Raw genomic sequence first — 17245 nt, 5'->3', positions numbered from 1 at the left:
AGCAGGCTCACTCCTACAGGGATTTGTGTACCCTGCATTTTTGCATCGGCAGGGAATAGGCATTTCATGCGGTTCGGCTTTTCGATTTTGATCGCGGCAATGCTGCTCGCTGCTTGTGAGCGGCATGACGCCCCCGCCCTCGATCAACAACTGTATATCTGGCAACGCCAATGGACCCCGGCCCATGATGCTGCCCTGCGCGATAGCCGCGAGAGCTTCTCGACACTGCGTGTGCTGGCCTTGCAGGCATTCCCCAATGACGGCTGGCATCGGGCGCGTATCGATGCGCCGTTGCTCAAGCACGATGGCCGGCCTCTGATCGCGGTGATTCGCCTCGACGGTCAGCTCAAGGCGCTCGATCAGCAGCAGGTGAGCGCACAGATCCTTCAAATGCTGGCTGACTGGCAAGCGCAGGGGCTGACGGTGAGCGGGGTCGAGATCGATCATGACGCCGGTAATGCGCGTCTGCCGGCCTATACCGATTTCCTTGTGAATCTGCGTGGCGCATTGCCGGCCAACCTGCCGCTGAGCATCACTGCGTTGCCGGCCTGGCTCGACAGTCCGCAACTGCCGGCGCTGCTGGCCAGCGTCGACAGCAGTGTGCTGCAGGTGCACGCGGTCAGCGATCCGCGTCGTGGTCTGTTCGACCCCGAGCAGGCGCGGCGCTGGGCCAAGGCCTGGGGGCAGGTGACCGACAAACCGTTTTATCTGGCGCTGCCGGCCTATGGCGTGGCGCTGCTGCCGGATGCCGATGGAGCCCCGGTGGTGGAAAGTGAAGTGCCACTCGAGCGCGACGGGCAACGTCGTGAACTGCTCGCCGATCCGCAGCAACTGAGCGGACTGGCCAAAGACCTGCGCGAGGAGCGCCCGGAACATCTGGCCGGGCTGATCTGGTTTCGCCTGCCGCTGGCCAATGATCGTCGGGCCTGGAGCCTGACCACGTTGCGCGCCGTGGCCCGCGGCGATGCCTTGAGCAGCCAACTCGGCCTGACGTTCAACGACCACGATGGCCTGCAGGACATCACCCTGCGCAATGCCGGTAACCTCGACAGTGCCTGGCCCACGCGTATCACCGTCAAGGCCAGCGCTTGCGAAGGCGCCGATGCACTCGCCGGTTACTCGTTGCAACAGAGCGCCGATCTGCTTACCTTCACCCGCCTGCGCGACGGTCGTCTGCCGGCGGGCGGACAACGCGCCATCGGTTGGGCGCGCTGTGCATTTATTGATCAAGGAGGTTCGCATGTTGACCCGTAACTGGCCCCGCCATCTGCTCTGCCTGAGCCTCAGCCTGCCGCTGGGTTCGGCGTTGGCCTGCGGCCCGGACTTCCCGATGCGCCTGCTCGACAATCGCGGGCAAAGCCTGGCCGAACTGCCGGAGGGCAACTTCAACTTCGAGATCAGCCGCCTCGGCAAGACCATTGCCGGGCTGAAGAATGTCACAGCGGCGACGCACAATCCCGACGATATCTACGGCGACGCAAGCGAGCCTGCTGCGCTGCGCGAAAAAGCCGAGCAGGTCGGTCTGAGCGCCGAGCAACAGGCGCTGGTCAAGCAACTGCGTGGCCTGAGCGATGCGCGTCAGGTCGAGGCGCAGGGCGCCAGTCTGCCGGCGGAAATCCGTTTGTACGTGGCCGGTGCGGTGGCGTTTGCCACTGGCGATCATCCGCTGGCGATCGAATATTTCAACAAAGTGCTGGCGCTGCCGGCCGATCAGCGTCCGCTGCGCAGCACCTGGGCGGCTTATTCCCTGGGCCGTGCCTGGTTTGCCATGAGTGCCGAGGCGGGCGATGTCATTGAAGTGCTGGAGGATGCGCGCGCGGCCTTCCGTCAGACTCGACAACTGAGCATCGATGGCTTCAGCGACCCGCTGGAGCTGGGGGTGGCCAGCCTCGGTGAAGAGGCGCGGGTGCTGCGCAACGCCGGTGACTGGAACGGCGCCATCGAACTGTACGAAGCGCAGAACCTGCACGGCTCGGCCGTGGGTTACACCTCGCTGAAACAACTGATGAATGAGCTGGCCGAACTGCCCGAACCGCAACTGGCCAAGTTGCTGGAGCGCAAAGCCGTGCAGCAACTGGTTACCGCTTCGTTGATCAGCCGCATGGGTTGGTCATTCGACGAGCAACCGCCGAACGAGAAGAAACTCATCAAGCTGCTGCAGAACAGCACCCGTGGCAGCCTGGAAAACGCTGATCGACTGGCGGCGATGAACTACCAACAGGGTGATTACGCCAGCGCCAAGGCCTTCCTTGAAAACGCCGGTGACGGCGGACTGGCGTGGTGGCTGCGGGCCAAGCTGGCAGTGCGTGACGGCGATAAAAATGCCGCGGCTGCCGCCTATGCGAAAGCTGCGCAGGCTTTCCCGCAGAGCGAGGATTGGGGCTACCGGCGTACTCCGGACTGGGACTTCGAAACCGTCCAGCCGAAATGTCGGGTCGAGGGCGAAAGCGCGATTCTCGCGCTGCAACGCGGCGAGTACCTGCAAGCGTTCGTGCAATTGTATCGCAGCAACAGCCTTTACTGGTTTGACGCGGCGACGGTGGCCGAGCGCGTGCTGACGGTCGAGGAACTCAAGCGCTATGTCGATGACAACGTGCCGGCGCCGCCGGCGCTGACCCAGCAGCAGCGCGACAACTACGTGCCGCTACCGGTTGCCGCCAGCCTGCGCAATCTGCTGGGGCGGCGCTTGCTGCGTGAAGGGCATTACGAGGAAGCGGTCGGCTATTTCGACAATCCCGATCTGCAGCACAAGGCCCGTCTGTACGGCGAGCAACGGATGAAGGCTGACGCTGCGTGGTGGCCGAGCAAACGCGCCAGCGCCTTGTACAACGCGGCGTGGACCGCGCGCGAATGGGGCATGGACATTCTCGGCTATGAGATGGCGCCGGACTACGCCACGTTTGGCGGCAACTACAGTCTGGAAAACACTGAGCTGAAAGTCGGGCCGCTGGTGGCCGAGGCTGAAGTGCAGCGCCAGAAGGCCAGCCAGGCGCAGCCGGACGAGCGTTATCACTACCGTTTTGTCGCCACCGCGCTGGCCAGCCGGGCCGCCGATAATTTGCCGCACACCAGCCAGGCCTTTGCTGCGGTGTTGTGCAATGCCGCCGGTTTCAACAGCAGCCTCGAAGAGCAGAGCGCGCTCTATCGGCGTTACGTCAACGAAGGGCCGTACGTGCCGTGGGCGGTGGACTTTGGCAATCAGTGCCCGTACCCGGATTTCGAAAACGCCGACAAGCGTTACGTCACCCAAGTGACCGATGCCGCGCGCACGGCCCTGCGGCCTTACAAATGGCCGGTACAGATCGGCGCGATCGTGCTGGGGGTCGGCGTTGCATTGGCCCTGATCAGCCGGCGCCAACGCAAGTCCCGCAAACCCTAGGCCTGCTGGATAAACGTCAGGCGTACGGCGAAGCCGATCAGCAGGCTGCCGAACAGCCATTGCTGAACGCGTTGGGCGGTTGGACTGTGTTGCAGCCAACGGCCCAGCGCCGCGCCGGTCAGGGCGTAGGCGCTGTCGAACAGCAGCCCGACTGCTACCAGCAACACGCCGAGGGTGGCAAATTGGGTCAGTACCGCTGCGCCGTCATTGACGATGAATTGCGGCAACAGCACCGAGCAGAACAGCAAGGCCTTGGGGTTGAGCAGATTGGTCAGCAGGCCACGGCGAATCGCTTCGCGCCATTGTCCTTGGGTGTCAGTCACGGCAGTCGTATCCAGGTTCGGCAGCAAGCTGCTGCGCAGGCATTGAATGCCAATCCACAGCAGGTACGCCGCACCGGCAAGGCGCACCAGATCAAACGTCCACGGCGCTGCCTTGAACAGCGCCGCCAGACCCAATGCCGCCAATGCCACGTGACAGCCTCGGGCTATCGCCAGGCCCACGGCGGTCGCCAGTGCCGCGCCACGACCTTGGCGAGCGCCGGTTTGCAATAGCAGGATCATGTCCGGGCCGGGCAGCAGGAAGACCACCGCCAATGCCAGAAAAAACATCCAGATACTCGCCATGTCGCAGCCCTTTCGTTGTCGATTCGGTGAGCAAAGTCTATGGCCGAAGGGCGGGGCAGGTGCTTGCGAAGTCAGCTTCAAAAAGCTTCGTTATTGGCATAACCTGCTTTCTTTTTGCGCCTTCACCATCGGGATCTGCCAAACATGAAACTCGACGCTTTCGATCGCAAAATTCTCGCCGCGCTGCAGCGCAACGGCCGGCTGAGCAATGTCGAACTGGCAGACGAGATCGGCCTGTCGGCGTCTCCTTGCCTGCGCCGGGTGCGGATGCTGGAGGAAGCCGGGGTGATTCGTGGCTATCAGGCCAACCTCGATCGCGATGAAGTGGGGCTGGGGCTGACGGTGTTTGTCGGGGTCAAGGTCGAGCGCCACAACGACGAACAGGCCGAAGCCTTTTACGCGGCGGTCACAGCGCTGCCGGAAGTGATCTCGGCGTTTCTGGTGTCGGGGGAGTCGGACTTTCTGTTGCAGGTGGTGGTGCCGGATCTGCGCGCGTATGACCGCTTTCTCAGCAGCTGCCTGCTGAAGCTGCCGGGGGTAAGCGACATTCGCAGCAACTTTGCGATTCACACGGTGAAGACCCCGGGGGCGTTGCCGTTGGGGCATCTGCCGCTGTAGACCGAGTCGTCTTGATCGCGAGCAGGCTCACTCCTACATTTGGGCGCATCCCCCCTGTAGGAGTGAGCCTGCTCGCGATAGCGGTCGTCCGGTCACCCAAACCTTTGCTGACTACATCTGCGTCGCCATCCCCTCGACATTCATCGCCGCCTGACGCAGCGCTTCGGAGCGGGTCGGGTGCGGATGGCAGGTCAGCGCGATGTCTTCGGCCGAGGCGCTGAACTCCATGGCCACGCAGTATTCACTGATCATTTCACTGACGCTCGGGCCGACCAGGTGCACGCCGAGGATTTCGTCCGTGCGTTCGTCGGCGAGAACCTTGGCGAAGCCTTCGGTCTCATGGTTGATCTTCGCCCGGCTGTTGGCGGTGAACGGAAACTTGCCGACCTTGTAGGCGCGACCTTCGGCCTTCAGTTGCTCCTCGGTCTTGCCGACGCTGGCCAGTTCCGGCCGGGTGTAGATGACGTTGGGGATCAAGTCGTAATTGACCTCGCCGGCCTTGCCGACGATCTGTTCCACGCAGGCCATCGCTTCGTCTTCGGCCTTGTGCGCGAGCATCGGCCCGGACGTTACGTCACCGATTACCCAAACGCCGGGGGCCTCGGTGCGGTGCTGGCGGTTGGTGAGCATGCCGCGCTTGTCGGTGCTCAGGCCGACGTTCTCCAGGCCCAGGCCTTTGGTGTACGGGCGCCGGCCGATCGCGACCAGCACGTAGTCGGCTTCGAGCAATTCAGCATTGCCACCGGCGGCGGGTTCAACGCTCAGTTGCACGCCGTTGGCCGAGGTGGTGGCGCTGGTGACCTTCGAGCTCAATTTGAAGCTGATGCCTTGTTTGCTCAGCGAACGCTGCAAGGTTTTGCCGGCCTCGCCATCAACACCGGGGCAGATGCGGTCGAGGTATTCGACCACCGTCACCTGGGCGCCGAGGCGGCGCCAGACCGAACCCAGCTCCAGGCCGATCACCCCGGCGCCGATCACCACCAGATGCTTGGGTACTTCACTCAGCGACAGCGCGCCGGTGGAGTCGAGGATACGCTGGTTGTCGATCTCGACGCCGGGCAGGGGCGTAGGCTCGGAGCCGGTGGCGATGATGATGTCCTTGGCGCTTAGCTCGGTTTTGTTGCCCTGCTCGTCGGTCACGCTGACTTTGCCCGGGCCATCGATGTGGCCCCAGCCCTTGATCCAGTCGACCTTGTTCTTGCGAAACAGAAACTCGATGCCTTTGGTCAGGCCGCTCACGCTTTCGTCTTTCTGTTTCATCATTTGCGCGAGGTTGAGCGTGGGTTTGACCTCAATGCCGAGGTTGGCGAATTCCGCACCCATGGCCGCCTCGTACAGCTCCGAGGCGTGCAACAAGGCTTTGGACGGCATGCAACCGACATTCAGGCAGGTGCCGCCGAGAGTGGCGCGACCTTCCACGCATGCCGCCGTCAGGCCCAACTGGCCGGCGCGGATCGCCGCGTTATAACCAGCGGGGCCTCCGCCCAGAATGACCACGTCGTAGTTGCTCATGCTGTTGCTCCTCGTTGGGGATGCGGATCGCTAAAAGTAGTCGGTCGATAAAATTACGAGCGTAATATGTGCGTTTCCGGACATTTCGGTCAAGGCTTCAGGCAAGCGACAGGTTGCGCATCTTTAGATAAGCGTATTTGTGTACAAATATTTCACGTTTTTCGTTATATCGTAACGATTAGACCGGTGAATCAATGGCTTTGAGGTGATATGCAAGTCGATCTGGATGTCGATGGCACGCAAGTGACCGGGTTGCCGCGCTTTCAACAAGCGGCCACACAGGGACGGCGCTTGCGTCGTCTGGCCATCGGCCTCGGCGGATTGGCCGGGGCAGGGTGGGTGCTGGCGCTGTTTGTCGAGCTGTTTGCCGCGCAATCGATATGGCCGGCACTGCTGGTGAATCTGGGCGCGGCGTTACTGGTGCTGGTCGCCGGTTTGCAGTCGGCGTGGTGGGTGACGCAATGGCGCGCACGGGTCATGTACCCAATGGCGCAGGAACCGCTGAACGAGGTCGAGCAAGCCGCACCTGATGGCTGGTACGAACGGTTGCTCGAGCGTTTGAGTCAGCGCGGTTTGCACCTGCTCGGTCAGATTGGTGCGGCCACGTTGTGGCTGGGCGGCTGGTCAGTGCTGGTGGTGCTCAGCATCGGGCAGGTGTGGAACCTGACGTTGCCGGCCGCTGCCGTCGGGTTGTCGGCCACGGTGGGCGCGGCGCTGATGTTGCTGCTGGGTTTCGGCTTGCTGGTGCTGGAGCGGCAACTGGCTCAGGAAAACCCGGCGCAATGGCCGGAAGCCGGATCCCTCGCGCAACTGGCGCGGGTGGCGATCATCAGTCTGGTGCTGGGCGCGTTGTGCCTGCTGTTCGCCAGCGAGGCTTCGGTGTGGCCAGTAAGGCTTACGGTGTTGATCGGGATCTTGCCGGGATTGGTTGCGATCGAGTTGCTATTGCGCGCAGTTCTGTCGGTGTTCAGCCCTCGACTCGAGCAGCTCGAACCGACCCTGCTGGCGCGCAGTTTTGTTGCCGATATGCTGCGTTGGCCACCGCAGCCGTTGCTCGCCTTGCAGCACGAATTGCACAACCGTTTCGGCATCGATCTGCGCCAGATCTGGGCGTTCAGCTATATGCGCCGGGCCTTTCTGCCGGTGCTGGCGCTGGTTGCTGCGGTCGGTTGGCTGCTGACCGGAGTCCACGAAATCCCGCTGCAAGGGCGCGGTATCTACGAGCGCTTCGGCAAACCGGTGCAAGTGTTCGGCCCCGGACTGCATGCCGGTTTGCCGTGGCCATTGGGCCGTGTATTGAGCGTCGAGAATGGCGTGGTGCACGAGTTGGCAACCAGTGTCGGCGATGCTCCCGCGCCAACCCAGGCTGAGCCTGCCGAAGGCCCGGCGCCGATGACCGCCAACCGCTTGTGGGATGCCAGCCACGTCAACGACAAATCCCAAGTGATCGCCAGCAGCCGTGGCGATCAGCAGAGCTTTCAGATCGTTAACATGGACGTGCGCTTCGTCTATCGCATCGGCCTGCGGGATCAGGACGCCTTGGCGGCAACCTACAACAATGCCGATGTGCCGACGCTGATCCGCAGTACCGCGAGCCGGATTCTGGTGCACGATTTTGCCTCGCGCACCCTCGACGGTTTGCTCGGTGCTGACCGGGTAGGGCTGGGCGAAGAAATCGGTCGTGCGGTGCAAGGTGATCTACAGAAACTCGACAGCGGTGTGGAGATTCTGGCCACCGTGGTCGAAGCAATTCATCCACCCGCCGGCGCCGCCAATGCTTATCACGGCGTGCAAGCCGCGCAGATCGGCGCGCAGGCGTTGATCTCCCGTGAGCGCGGCGCTGCGGCAGAAGCCAGTAATCAGGCGCAATTGCAGGCCAGTCTCGCCCGCGATCAGGCGCGTGCCAGCGCTCGTGAAATCAATGCGACGGCGCAGGCGGCAGATCTGAAGTTCAGCGCTGAGCAGAAAGCCTATGCCAACGCCGGCCAGGCGTTCGTGCTCGAGCAATATCTGAGTCAGCTCAGCCTCGGCCTGAGCAAGGCCAAATTGTTGGTACTCGACCACCGTTTAGGCGGCAGCAGCAATGCGCCGACCATCGATCTGCGTACATTCACGCTGCCGGCTGATCCGACGCCCGCGCGCGCCACCGCTCAACCAGGAGTTGCCCCTTGAGCCAATCGCACACTCACGATTCGCATGACCACAGCGGTCACGATCACGGCCACGCCGGGCATCACCATCATCATGGGCATCACCACCACGGTGCGCCGGAGGAGGCGGGGCCGTTCCCGTGGCGGCGCATGGGTTGGGCGCTGTTGCTGGTGGGGTTTGCCATCGCGGCGGCAAGCCTGGTCCAGGTGCGTTCGGGCGAGGCCACGGTCATCACCCGTTTCGGTAATCCGTCTCGAGTGTTGCTTGAGCCGGGTTTGAGCTGGCGCTGGCCGGCGCCGTTCGAAGCGGCGATCCCGGTGGATCTGCGCCTGCGTACCACCTCCAGCGGATTGCAGGATGTCGGCACCCGCGACGGTTTGCGCATCATCGTTCAGGCTTATGTGGCGTGGCAGGTGCAGGGTGACCCGGACAATGTGCAGCGTTTCATGCGCGCGGTGCAGAACCAGCCGGACGAAGCGGCGCGACAGATTCGCACCTTTGTCGGCTCGGCGCTGGAAACCACCGCCAGCAGTTTCGACCTGGCGGATCTGGTGAATACTGATGCCAGCAAAGTGCGTATCGCCGATTTCGAAGCGCAATTGCGTCAGCAGATCGACCAGCAGTTGCTGGCCACCTACGGCGTGCGCGTGGTGCAAATGGGGATCGAACGGCTGACCTTGCCGTCGGTGACGCTCACGGCCACGGTCGACCGGATGCGCGCCGAGCGTGAAACAATTGCCACCGAACGCACCGCCATCGGCAAGCGAGAAGCCGCGCAGATCCGTTCTGCGGCCGAGCGCGATGCGCGAATTGTCCAGGCCGATGCCACGGTGAAGGCCGCAGAAATCGAAGCACAATCGCGGGTCGAAGCCGCACAAATCTATGGTCGTGCGTACGCTGGCTCACCGCAGCTGTACAACCTGCTGCGCTCACTGGATACCCTTGGCACCATCGTGACGCCGGACACCAAGCTGATCCTGCGCACCGACGCCGCGCCATTCCGGGTGCTGGTGGACGGCCCGCCGACGGTTGAAAACAAATCCGGATCGCAGCCATGAGTGATGAAGTTCCACGTGGAACACATTCGTTGAGCAGTCCGTGGATTCAGGCCGGACGCTTGGCTTTTTTCGCCTTGTACGCAGTGACGGTTTTGGCTGCGTTGGCGTGGGCGTTTTCCAATGTGCGGCAGATTGATCCACAGAATCGCGCGGTGGTGTTGCACTTCGGCGCACTGCAGCGCATCCAGAACGCCGGTCTATTACTGGCCTGGCCGCAGCCGTTCGAGCAGGTGGTTTTGCTACCGGCAGCTGATCGGGTCATCGAGCGCCGAGTGGAAAACCTGCTGCGCAGCAGTGAGGCGATCAAGGCTGATCGTGTGGCGACCTTCGCCACACCGCTGAGTGATGCGCTGGCCGGTTCCGGCTATTTGCTCACCGGCGACGCCGGCGTAGTGCAACTGGATGTGCGGGTGTTCTACAAAGTCAGCGATCCCTATGACTTCGTGCTGCAGGGTGATCATGTGCTGCCAGCACTGGATCGGCTGGTCACCCGCAGCGCCGTGGCCCTGACCGCCGCCCGGGATCTGGACACGATTCTGGTTGCCCGCCCGGAGTTGATCGGTGCCGATAATCAGGCAGCCGAACGACGCGAGCGTCTGCGCGGTGATCTGGTGCAAGGCATTAACAAGCGCTTGGCTGAATTGAAGACGAGCGGGCAGGGCATCGGCATCGAAGTGGCGCGGGTCGACGTGCAGTCGAGTCTGCCGGATCCGGCGGTCAGTGCCTTTAATGCGGTGTTGACCGCCAGTCAGCAGTCCGACAAAGCCGTCGCCAATGCACGCACCGAAGCGGAAAAACTCACCCAGACCGCGAATGAGCAAGCCGACCGTACCCTGCAAGTGGCCCATGCTCAGGCCGGCGAACGGCTGGCTAAAGCCTCTGCCGACACCGCCACGGTAATGAGCCTGGCCAAGGCGCAACAACAGGGTACCGATCCACAGATGCTCCTGCGGCTGTACCGCGAACGCATGCCGAAGATTCTTGGTCAGGCTGGTTCAGTGACCACGGTCGATCCGAAAGACGATTCCCGCCTGATCATTCAGGGAGCTAGTAAATGACTGCGACCACTGCTGCACCGAGCCTGTTGTCCTCGGCCGAACAGCGCCGCGCCGCACGGCAATTGACCCTGGCGATGCTTGCCCTTGGCTTGCTCGGCCTAGGTCTGATCTGGCGCTGGCTGGTGCCGGAGCAAACCGGGGTCAGTCAGTTGCTGCTGGGTTTCGCTTCTTTATTGGTGGCGGTGCCGGTGATGCGTTCGGCGTGGTTCAGCCTGCGTTATCCGAGTCTGCACGGCATTACTGATCAACTGATTGCCCTGGCGATGCTCGGCGCATGGGCGACCGGCGATCTGCTGACCGCTGCGTTGCTGCCGATCATCATGATCTTCGGCCACGTGCTGGAAGAGCGCAGTGTGATCGGCTCGCAGGAAGCGATTCACGCTCTCGGCCAATTGACTCGCAGTCACGCCCGCAAGATTCAGGCGGACGGCTCGATCATCGAAGTCGATAACGGCACGCTGAAACCCGGTGACACTGTAGAGGTTCGCGCAGGCGATCGGGTGCCGGCGGATGGCCGGGTGTTGTTCGGTCAGGCCAGCCTCGACACCGCGTCGATCACCGGCGAGTCGGTGCCAGTGGAAACGGCGGTGGGCATGACGGTGTTTGGTGGCGCGATCAACCTCGACGGTTTGCTGCGTATTGAGGTGACCCGCACCGGTGATCAATCGACGCTGGGCAAAGTCATCGCGCTGATGCAGAACGCCGAACGCTCGAAGCCGCCGATCACCCGTCTGCTTGAACGCTATGCCGGCAGCTACATGGTGCTGGTGTTGCTGTTGGCGGCGGTGACGTGGTTTGTCACCAATGACGCGCAAGCGATGCTCGCGGTGCTGGTTGCGGCCTGTCCGTGCGCCTTGGTGCTGTCGGCACCGGCCACGGCGATTGCCGGAGTGGCGGTGGCGGCGCGCCACGGCATTCTGATTCGCAGCTCGGCGTTTCTTGAGGAGTTGGCAGATCTCACTTCACTGGTGGTCGACAAGACCGGCACCCTGACTTACGGCACCTTGCGTTTGCAATCGATCAGCAGCCCGCGTCTGGATCAGGCTTCGGTGATGGCATTGGCGGCCAGTCTCGGTGCGGCCAGCAGTCACCCGGTCAGCCGGGCGTTGGCGGGGTTGGTCAATCAGGAGCAGAGCCTGCCGCTGACTGATATCCACGAGCGTCAGGGGCTCGGGGTGGTCGCCATGACCGGACAGGGCGAGGCGGCACTGGGCCGTCCTGAACTGTTCGCGCAACTGGGCATTGTCACCACCACCGTTCCCGAGCACGACGGGCCGATTGCCGGATTGGCACTAAACGGCGAATTTGTCGCCTGGTTGCTGCTGGCCGATAGCGTCAAACCGGAAGCACGCTTTGCCCTCGCTGAATTGCGCGAACTCGGCCTGGGTCGCCAATTGCTGCTGACCGGTGACCGCCAGAGTGTCGCGCAGACCCTTGCCCGTGAGGTCGGCCTGCAAGAGCTGCAAGCGCAGGCGCTGCCCGAGGACAAACTCAACCGCGTGCTCAAGGAAATCGACAACGGCTTCCGGCCGATGGTGGTGGGCGACGGCATCAATGATTCGCTGGCGCTCAAGGCTGGTGTGGTCGGTGTCGCGATGGGCGCCGGCGGTGCTGACATCGCGCTGGCCTCGGCGGACATCGTGCTGATCGGCAGCGATCTGCGTCGCCTCGGCACCTGTGTGCGACTCAGTCGCCAGTGCCGTCGAACCTTGCAGGTCAACGTGATCATCGGCCTGGGCTGGACCCTGGCGATCGTGGTGTTTGCGGCATTCGGCTGGCTCGGCGCGGCCGGGGCGATGATCGCCGCGCTGCTGCACAACCTCAGCACGCTGCTGGTGTTGGGCAATGCCGGACGGCTGCTGCGGTTTCAGGAGCCATTGCTCAAGCTCAAGGATGATCGCTGAAGTGTGGTTCAGCGAACTGTGCGCCGAATAGGCAGTCATCTATATAGAGGGCGCACACTTCATTGCCGTTACCCGGGCTTAAACAGTGGGTGCATGACGGCATGATGGAGCGTCTGGAACGATAGTCTCGGCTAATTAAATCGATAGCCTGCTATTTTTCAAGGATGGTCTACCCTCAGATCTGACGTCTGAAACAAGGGGGGATTTTCCATGCTCGCGCAACTTCCACCGGCCTTACAGAATCTGCAGCTTCCGCTTCGCTTGCGACTCTGGGATGGCCATGAGTTCAATCTGGGGCCGACGCCCAGCGTCACCATCGTGGTCAAGGACCCGACAATGGTCAGCCAGTTCACCCATCCAAGTCTCGACGCGCTGGGGGCGGCGTTTGTCGAAGGCAGGCTGGAACTGGAGGGCTCGATCAGCGAGGTCATCCGGGTCTGCGACGAATTGAGCAGCGCCTTGCTCGATGACGATGAGGACGCTCAGCCGGTGCGTTCGGTGCACGACAAGGAAACCGACGCCAAAGCCATTTCCTATCACTACGACCTGTCCAACGCGTTCTACCAGCTGTGGCTGGACAGCGACATGGCGTATTCCTGCGCGTATTTCGAAACCGGCAGCGAAACCCTGGAACAGGCGCAGCAAGCCAAGTTCCGCCATCTGTGTCGCAAACTACGTTTGCAGCCCGGTGATTATCTGCTGGATGTCGGTTGTGGCTGGGGTGGTCTGGCGCGTTACGCGGCGCGTGAATTCGGCGCCAAAGTGTTCGGCATCACCCTGAGTAAAGAACAGCTGGAACTGGCCCGCGAGCGGGTCAAGGCCGAGGGGCTGGAAGATCAGGTTGAGCTGCAATTGCTCGACTACCGCGATCTGCCGCAGGACGGGCGTTTCGACAAGGTAGTCAGCGTCGGCATGTTCGAACACGTTGGCCACGCTAACCTCGCCGAGTACTGCAAGGTTTTGTTCGGCGCGGTGAAGGAGGGCGGTCTGGTGATGAACCACGGCATCACCGCCAAACACACCGACGGCCGTCCGGTAGGCCGCGGTGCCGGCGACTTCATCGAGAAATACGTGTTCCCCAACGGTGAGCTGCCGCACTTGGCGATGATCTCAGCCGAGATCAGCGAAGCCGGGCTGGAGATCGTCGACGTCGAAAGCCTGCGCCTGCATTACGCGCGCACGCTGGATCACTGGAGCGAGCGTCTTGAGGACAATCTCGAAGCGGCCGGAAAACTGGTGCCGGATCAGGCGCTGCGCATCTGGCGCCTGTATCTGGCCGGGTGTGCCTATGCGTTCGCCCGGGGCTGGATCAATCTGCATCAGATTCTGGCGGTGAAAGCGCATCCGGATGGCAGCCATGAACTGCCCTGGACCCGCGACGACATTTATCACCCCTGAGGCCTGACGACCGTTCGCTCATTCGAGCGAGCGGTCAGTCAAAGAATCGGCGAAATAAGCCGGGCGATCCGCATGCCGAGCTGTTGCAGGCGGTGGATCTCCCGGCTTTCTTCTTTGGCGACTTCATAAGCCTGCTCGAAATCATCGTTGAGCATGTGTTCCACGTGCGCGGCGAATTCGCTATCAACGGTCAGCAGCATCACTTCGAAATTCAGCCGAAACGAGCGGTTGTCCAGATTGGCGCTACCGATGGCGCTGATTTCGCTGTCGATCAGCACCACTTTCTGGTGCAGGAACCCCGGTTCGTAGCGGAACACCCGCACGCCGGCACGCACCGCTTCAAACGCATACAGGCTGGACGCGGCGTAGACGATGCGGTGATCCGGACGCGATGGCAGCAGCAGGCGTACGTCGACGCCGCGCAGCACCGCCAGGCGCAACGCGGCGAACACGGCTTCATCGGGAATGAAGTACGGGCTGGTGATCCACACCCGCTCGGTTGCGGCATGGATCGCTTCGACAAAGAACAGCGAACAGGTTTCGTAGGCATCGGCCGGGCCGCTCGCCAGCAACTGGCAGAGCACGCCGTCCTCCGGGTAAACATCCGGCAGGATCAGTGGCGGCAACGTCCGTGCGGCCCAGAACCAATCCTCGGCAAACGACTCCTGCATGCAGGCCACTACCGGCCCGCGCACCTGCACGTGGGTATCGCGCCAGGGCGCCAGCGGCGGTTTCTCGCCCAGGTATTCATCACCGACGTTGTGCCCGCCGACAAAGCCGAGCACGCCATCGACCACGACGATTTTGCGGTGGTTGCGGAAATTCACCTGGAAGCGATTGAGCCAGCCACTGCGTGTGGCGAAGGCTTTGACCTCGACACCGCCATCGCGCAACGCCTGCACGTAACTGTGGGGCAGGGCGTGGCTGCCGATGCGGTCGTAGAGCAGATGAATCGCCACGCCTTCGGCGGCTTTCTTCAGCAACAGGTCGCGCAGGCGCTGACCGAGGCGGTCGTCATGGATGATGAAAAACTGCACCAGTACAGCTTCGCGCGCTTGATCAATAGCCTGGAAAATCGCCTCGAAGGTCGCGTGGCCATTCACCAGCAGTTGCACCTGGTTGTTCGCCAGGCACGGCATCCGCCCCAGTTTGGGCATGGCGCGCAGCGAGGCGTAGGCCTTCGAGGCGCGGGCGGTGAGGGCTTCTTCGACCCACGGGCGCCAGTTCAACTCGGAGATCGCCTGGCGCATCTGTTCGTTGGCCTGACGGCGCGCCTTGATATAGCCGTCGAAGGTGCTGCGACCGAAAACCAGATAAGGGATGAGCGTCAGGTAGGGAATGAAAATAAGCGACAATGCCCAGGCGATCGAGCCTTGGGCGGTGCGTACGGTCAGCACCGCGTGGATCGCGGCGATCAAGCCGAGGCTATGTATCAGGGCGATCAGATAACCGAAAATGTGCGGTCCAAAATAATCCATGGGGCAGCCTTGCTCCTGAAGACTCAATGCGTAACAGACCATGTTCCGAGGTGAATGTCGCTATTTAATTGGTGCATGAACCGAAGCAATCGGCCGACGTCTAACGGCCACTACTGATCAGGAGTTTTTCGATGAACGTTCCTCTGCTGGGTTTGGCGCTGGGCCTGGGTTTGGCAATGCCGGTGGTTGCGCAGGCGCAAATGCTGCAGCCGGGGCTGTGGGAAATGACCTCGAGCAACGTCAAGGTCGATGACCAGCCCATGGATGTGCAATCGATCCTCGGCCAGTTGCAAGGTCAGATGACCCCGCAGCAGCGTGCGGCGCTGGAGAAAAACGGGATCAACATCGGCGGTAAAGGCATTCGTGCCTGCCTGACGCCGCAGCAGGTGGCGACCAATGATATTCCGCTGGCCGATCCGCAGTCGGGCTGCAAACAGCAGATCACCGAGCGCACCGGCAACCAGTGGAAATTCCGCTTCAGTTGCCCGAAAGCGCAAGGCACGGGTGTCGCGACGTTCCTGAGTGATCGTGAGTTCACCACTGTGGCCAACGGCACGTTCAACGCCATCGGCATCAACCAGAAGGGCAGTCTGGAAACCCGTGCGGTGTGGTTGGGTCAGGATTGCGGTACCGTGAAGCCAAGAGCTTAAAAGCTTCGCGAGCAAGCCCGCTCCCACAGGCACAAGGTGATTCCTGTGGGAGCGGGCTTGCTCGCGAAGGCGTCTTGGTTGTCACCGCATGAATCGCAGCGCCAGCCCCTGACATCCTTCGTTGATACGCTGTTCCCGCCAGGCAATCTGCCCCGACACCAACGTGGTATTCACCCGATAGCGAAAAGTCCTGTCAGCAAAAGGCGTCCATCTGCACTGCGACAGAATCGGTTGCCGCGACACTTCTAACGCCGCTGGCTCAACCAGCACCAGATCCGCCCAATACCCCTCGCGCAAATAACCCCGATCCGGAATCGCAAACAGATCCGCCACCCGATGGCTGGTCTTTGCCACCAAGGTGGTGATCGGCAGCACGCCATCGGCGACCAGCTCCAGCAGTGCCGGCAAGGCGTGTTGCACCAGCGGCAAACCGGACGGCGCCTCGGCGTACGGGCGCTGTTTTTCCGCCCAGGTATGCGGTGCGTGATCGCTGCCGATCACATCCAGTCGATTGCTCAGTAACGCTGCGCGCAAGGCGTCACGGTCGGTTTGGGTCTTGATCGCCGGATTGCACTTGATCAGGTTGCCGAGGGCTGGATAGTCGCGGTCATCAAACAGCAGATGATGCAGGCAGACTTCAGCGCTGATGTGTTTCTGGGCGAGCGGCTTGTCCTCGAACAACTCGAGTTCGCGAGCGGTGGTCAGGTGCAAGACATGCAGGCGGGTACCGTGACGTTTCGCCAGTTCCACTGCCAGCGAAGAGGAGCGGTAGCAAGCCTCGGCATCGCGAATCAGTGCATGGATATTCGCCGGCAAGTGTTCGCCGAGGCGTTCGCGCAGGCGTGCTGCATTGGCCTCGATGCTCGGCGTGTGTTCGCAATGCGCCAGCAGTATCGTCGGCACCTCGGCAAATAAACGCTCGAGCGTTCTCGGATCGTCTACCAACATGTTGCCGGTGGACGCACCCATGAACACTTTGACCCCGGCCACTTCGCAGGGGTTGAGCGCGGCGACGGTGTCGAGGTTGTCCTGGCTCACGCCAAAGTGAAAGCCGTAGTTGGCCACGGAGTTAATCGCCGCCCGACGCTTTTTATCCGCCAGCGCTTCGAGGGTGAGGGTGGCCGGCTGGGTGTTGGGCATGTCCATGAAACTGGTGATGCCGCCTGCCACCGCCGCACGCGACTCGGTGTGGATGCAGCCCTTGGCCGGCGCTCCCGGTTCGCGAAAATGCACCTGATCATCAATCATCCCCGGCAACAACCATTGGCCATTGGCGTCGATCTCCACGCGGGCATTTTCACCGTCGATGCTGCGCGCGATCTTGACGATGCGGCCATGGCTGACCAGCAGATCACCGTCGAACTCGCGACCTTCGTTGACCAGTCTGGCGTTGCGAATCAGCACGCTGCTCAT

At 62.2% G+C, this 17245-nt stretch carries 13 protein-coding genes; 9 read left to right on the top strand and 4 right to left on the bottom strand.

The features are described from left to right. The first annotated feature begins 66 nt into the window (after positions 1-66). Positions 67-1254 carry a DUF3142 domain-containing protein gene (locus tag ACS4NR_RS21635; RefSeq protein ID WP_456018300.1) on the top strand — a complete coding sequence of 396 codons (1188 nt, stop codon included), beginning with the start codon at positions 67-69 and terminating at the stop codon, positions 1252-1254. Then, complete coding sequence (locus ACS4NR_RS21630; RefSeq protein ID WP_456018299.1) at positions 1241-3379, top strand: hypothetical protein; 2139 nt, start codon at positions 1241-1243, stop codon at positions 3377-3379. Before ACS4NR_RS21635 ends, ACS4NR_RS21630 begins: the two co-directional genes overlap by 14 nt. Here ACS4NR_RS21630 and ACS4NR_RS21625 read toward each other — a convergent pair. Beyond that, positions 3376-4005 carry a LysE family translocator gene (locus ACS4NR_RS21625; RefSeq protein WP_456018298.1) on the bottom strand — a complete coding sequence of 210 codons (630 nt, stop codon included), beginning with the start codon at positions 4003-4005 and terminating at the stop codon, positions 3376-3378. The genes ACS4NR_RS21630 and ACS4NR_RS21625 overlap by 4 nt on opposite strands. Positions 4006-4149: 144 nt before the next feature. Here ACS4NR_RS21625 and ACS4NR_RS21620 point away from each other — a divergent pair, with 144 nt between their 5' ends. Next, positions 4150-4623 (top strand): Lrp/AsnC family transcriptional regulator, encoded by a 474-nt coding sequence (locus tag ACS4NR_RS21620; RefSeq protein WP_456018297.1) that lies wholly within the window; start codon positions 4150-4152, stop codon positions 4621-4623. Positions 4624-4734: 111 nt separating this feature from the next. Here the strand turns inward: ACS4NR_RS21620 and lpdA are convergent, their stop codons facing one another. Continuing rightward, positions 4735-6135, bottom strand: coding sequence for a dihydrolipoyl dehydrogenase (lpdA, locus tag ACS4NR_RS21615; RefSeq protein WP_456018296.1), 1401 nt, complete (start codon positions 6133-6135; stop codon positions 4735-4737). A gap of 210 nt (positions 6136-6345) precedes the next feature. Here lpdA and hflK (ACS4NR_RS21610) point away from each other — a divergent pair, with 210 nt between their 5' ends. From hflK (ACS4NR_RS21610) to cfaB, 5 genes are all read left to right on the top strand, one after another. Continuing rightward, positions 6346-8307: a protease modulator HflK gene (gene hflK / locus ACS4NR_RS21610; RefSeq protein WP_456018295.1), complete on the top strand. Its 1962-nt coding sequence runs from the start codon at positions 6346-6348 to the stop codon at positions 8305-8307. After that, positions 8304-9344 (top strand): protease modulator HflC, encoded by a 1041-nt coding sequence (gene hflC, locus ACS4NR_RS21605; RefSeq protein ID WP_456018294.1) that lies wholly within the window; start codon positions 8304-8306, stop codon positions 9342-9344. Before hflK (ACS4NR_RS21610) ends, hflC begins: the two co-directional genes overlap by 4 nt. Then, positions 9341-10402 (top strand): protease modulator HflK, encoded by a 1062-nt coding sequence (gene hflK / locus ACS4NR_RS21600; protein ID WP_456018293.1) that lies wholly within the window; start codon positions 9341-9343, stop codon positions 10400-10402. Before hflC ends, hflK (ACS4NR_RS21600) begins: the two co-directional genes overlap by 4 nt. Continuing rightward, positions 10399-12306, top strand: coding sequence for a heavy metal translocating P-type ATPase (locus ACS4NR_RS21595; RefSeq protein ID WP_456018291.1), 1908 nt, complete (start codon positions 10399-10401; stop codon positions 12304-12306). The genes hflK (ACS4NR_RS21600) and ACS4NR_RS21595 overlap by 4 nt, the downstream gene beginning before the upstream one ends. Positions 12307-12516: 210 nt before the next feature. Next, positions 12517-13704 carry a C17 cyclopropane fatty acid synthase CfaB gene (gene cfaB / locus ACS4NR_RS21590; RefSeq protein WP_456018290.1) on the top strand — a complete coding sequence of 396 codons (1188 nt, stop codon included), beginning with the start codon at positions 12517-12519 and terminating at the stop codon, positions 13702-13704. 38 nt (positions 13705-13742) lie between these two features. Here cfaB and cls read toward each other — a convergent pair whose 3' ends face one another. Continuing rightward, positions 13743-15182, bottom strand: a complete 1440-nt coding sequence (gene cls, locus ACS4NR_RS21585; protein WP_115986411.1) for a cardiolipin synthase — start codon at positions 15180-15182, stop codon at positions 13743-13745. 131 nt (positions 15183-15313) lie between these two features. Here cls and ACS4NR_RS21580 point away from each other — a divergent pair, with 131 nt between their 5' ends. Beyond that, positions 15314-15832 carry a DUF3617 domain-containing protein gene (locus ACS4NR_RS21580; RefSeq protein ID WP_456018289.1) on the top strand — a complete coding sequence of 173 codons (519 nt, stop codon included), beginning with the start codon at positions 15314-15316 and terminating at the stop codon, positions 15830-15832. 81 nt (positions 15833-15913) lie between these two features. Here ACS4NR_RS21580 and ACS4NR_RS21575 read toward each other — a convergent pair whose 3' ends face one another. Continuing rightward, the gene (locus ACS4NR_RS21575) at positions 15914-17245 is read right to left on the bottom strand and encodes a dihydroorotase (protein ID WP_456018288.1); all 1332 of its coding nucleotides are present in this window, start codon (positions 17243-17245) and stop codon (positions 15914-15916) included.

The organism is Pseudomonas sp. JQ36 (assembly GCF_053851495.1).
This window is presented reverse-complemented; position numbering and strand designations above follow the sequence as displayed.

What these genes read in the sequence shown, in the direction of transcription:
- lpdA (WP_456018296.1), bottom strand. Translation starts at nt 6,135, where the DNA reads ATGAGCAACTACGACGTGGTCATTCTGGGCGGAGGCCCCGCTGGTTAT.
- cfaB (WP_456018290.1), top strand. Translation starts at nt 12,517, where the DNA reads ATGCTCGCGCAACTTCCACCGGCCTTACAGAATCTGCAGCTTCCGCTT.
- ACS4NR_RS21595 (WP_456018291.1), top strand. Translation starts at nt 10,399, where the DNA reads ATGACTGCGACCACTGCTGCACCGAGCCTGTTGTCCTCGGCCGAACAG.
- ACS4NR_RS21580 (WP_456018289.1), top strand. Translation starts at nt 15,314, where the DNA reads ATGAACGTTCCTCTGCTGGGTTTGGCGCTGGGCCTGGGTTTGGCAATG.
- ACS4NR_RS21635 (WP_456018300.1), top strand. Translation starts at nt 67, where the DNA reads ATGCGGTTCGGCTTTTCGATTTTGATCGCGGCAATGCTGCTCGCTGCT.
- ACS4NR_RS21625 (WP_456018298.1), bottom strand. Translation starts at nt 4,005, where the DNA reads ATGGCGAGTATCTGGATGTTTTTTCTGGCATTGGCGGTGGTCTTCCTG.
- hflK (WP_456018295.1), top strand. Translation starts at nt 6,346, where the DNA reads ATGCAAGTCGATCTGGATGTCGATGGCACGCAAGTGACCGGGTTGCCG.
- ACS4NR_RS21620 (WP_456018297.1), top strand. Translation starts at nt 4,150, where the DNA reads ATGAAACTCGACGCTTTCGATCGCAAAATTCTCGCCGCGCTGCAGCGC.
- cls (WP_115986411.1), bottom strand. Translation starts at nt 15,182, where the DNA reads ATGGATTATTTTGGACCGCACATTTTCGGTTATCTGATCGCCCTGATA.
- hflK (WP_456018293.1), top strand. Translation starts at nt 9,341, where the DNA reads ATGAGTGATGAAGTTCCACGTGGAACACATTCGTTGAGCAGTCCGTGG.
- ACS4NR_RS21630 (WP_456018299.1), top strand. Translation starts at nt 1,241, where the DNA reads ATGTTGACCCGTAACTGGCCCCGCCATCTGCTCTGCCTGAGCCTCAGC.
- ACS4NR_RS21575 (WP_456018288.1), bottom strand. Translation starts at nt 17,245, where the DNA reads ATGAGCAGCGTGCTGATTCGCAACGCCAGACTGGTCAACGAAGGTCGC.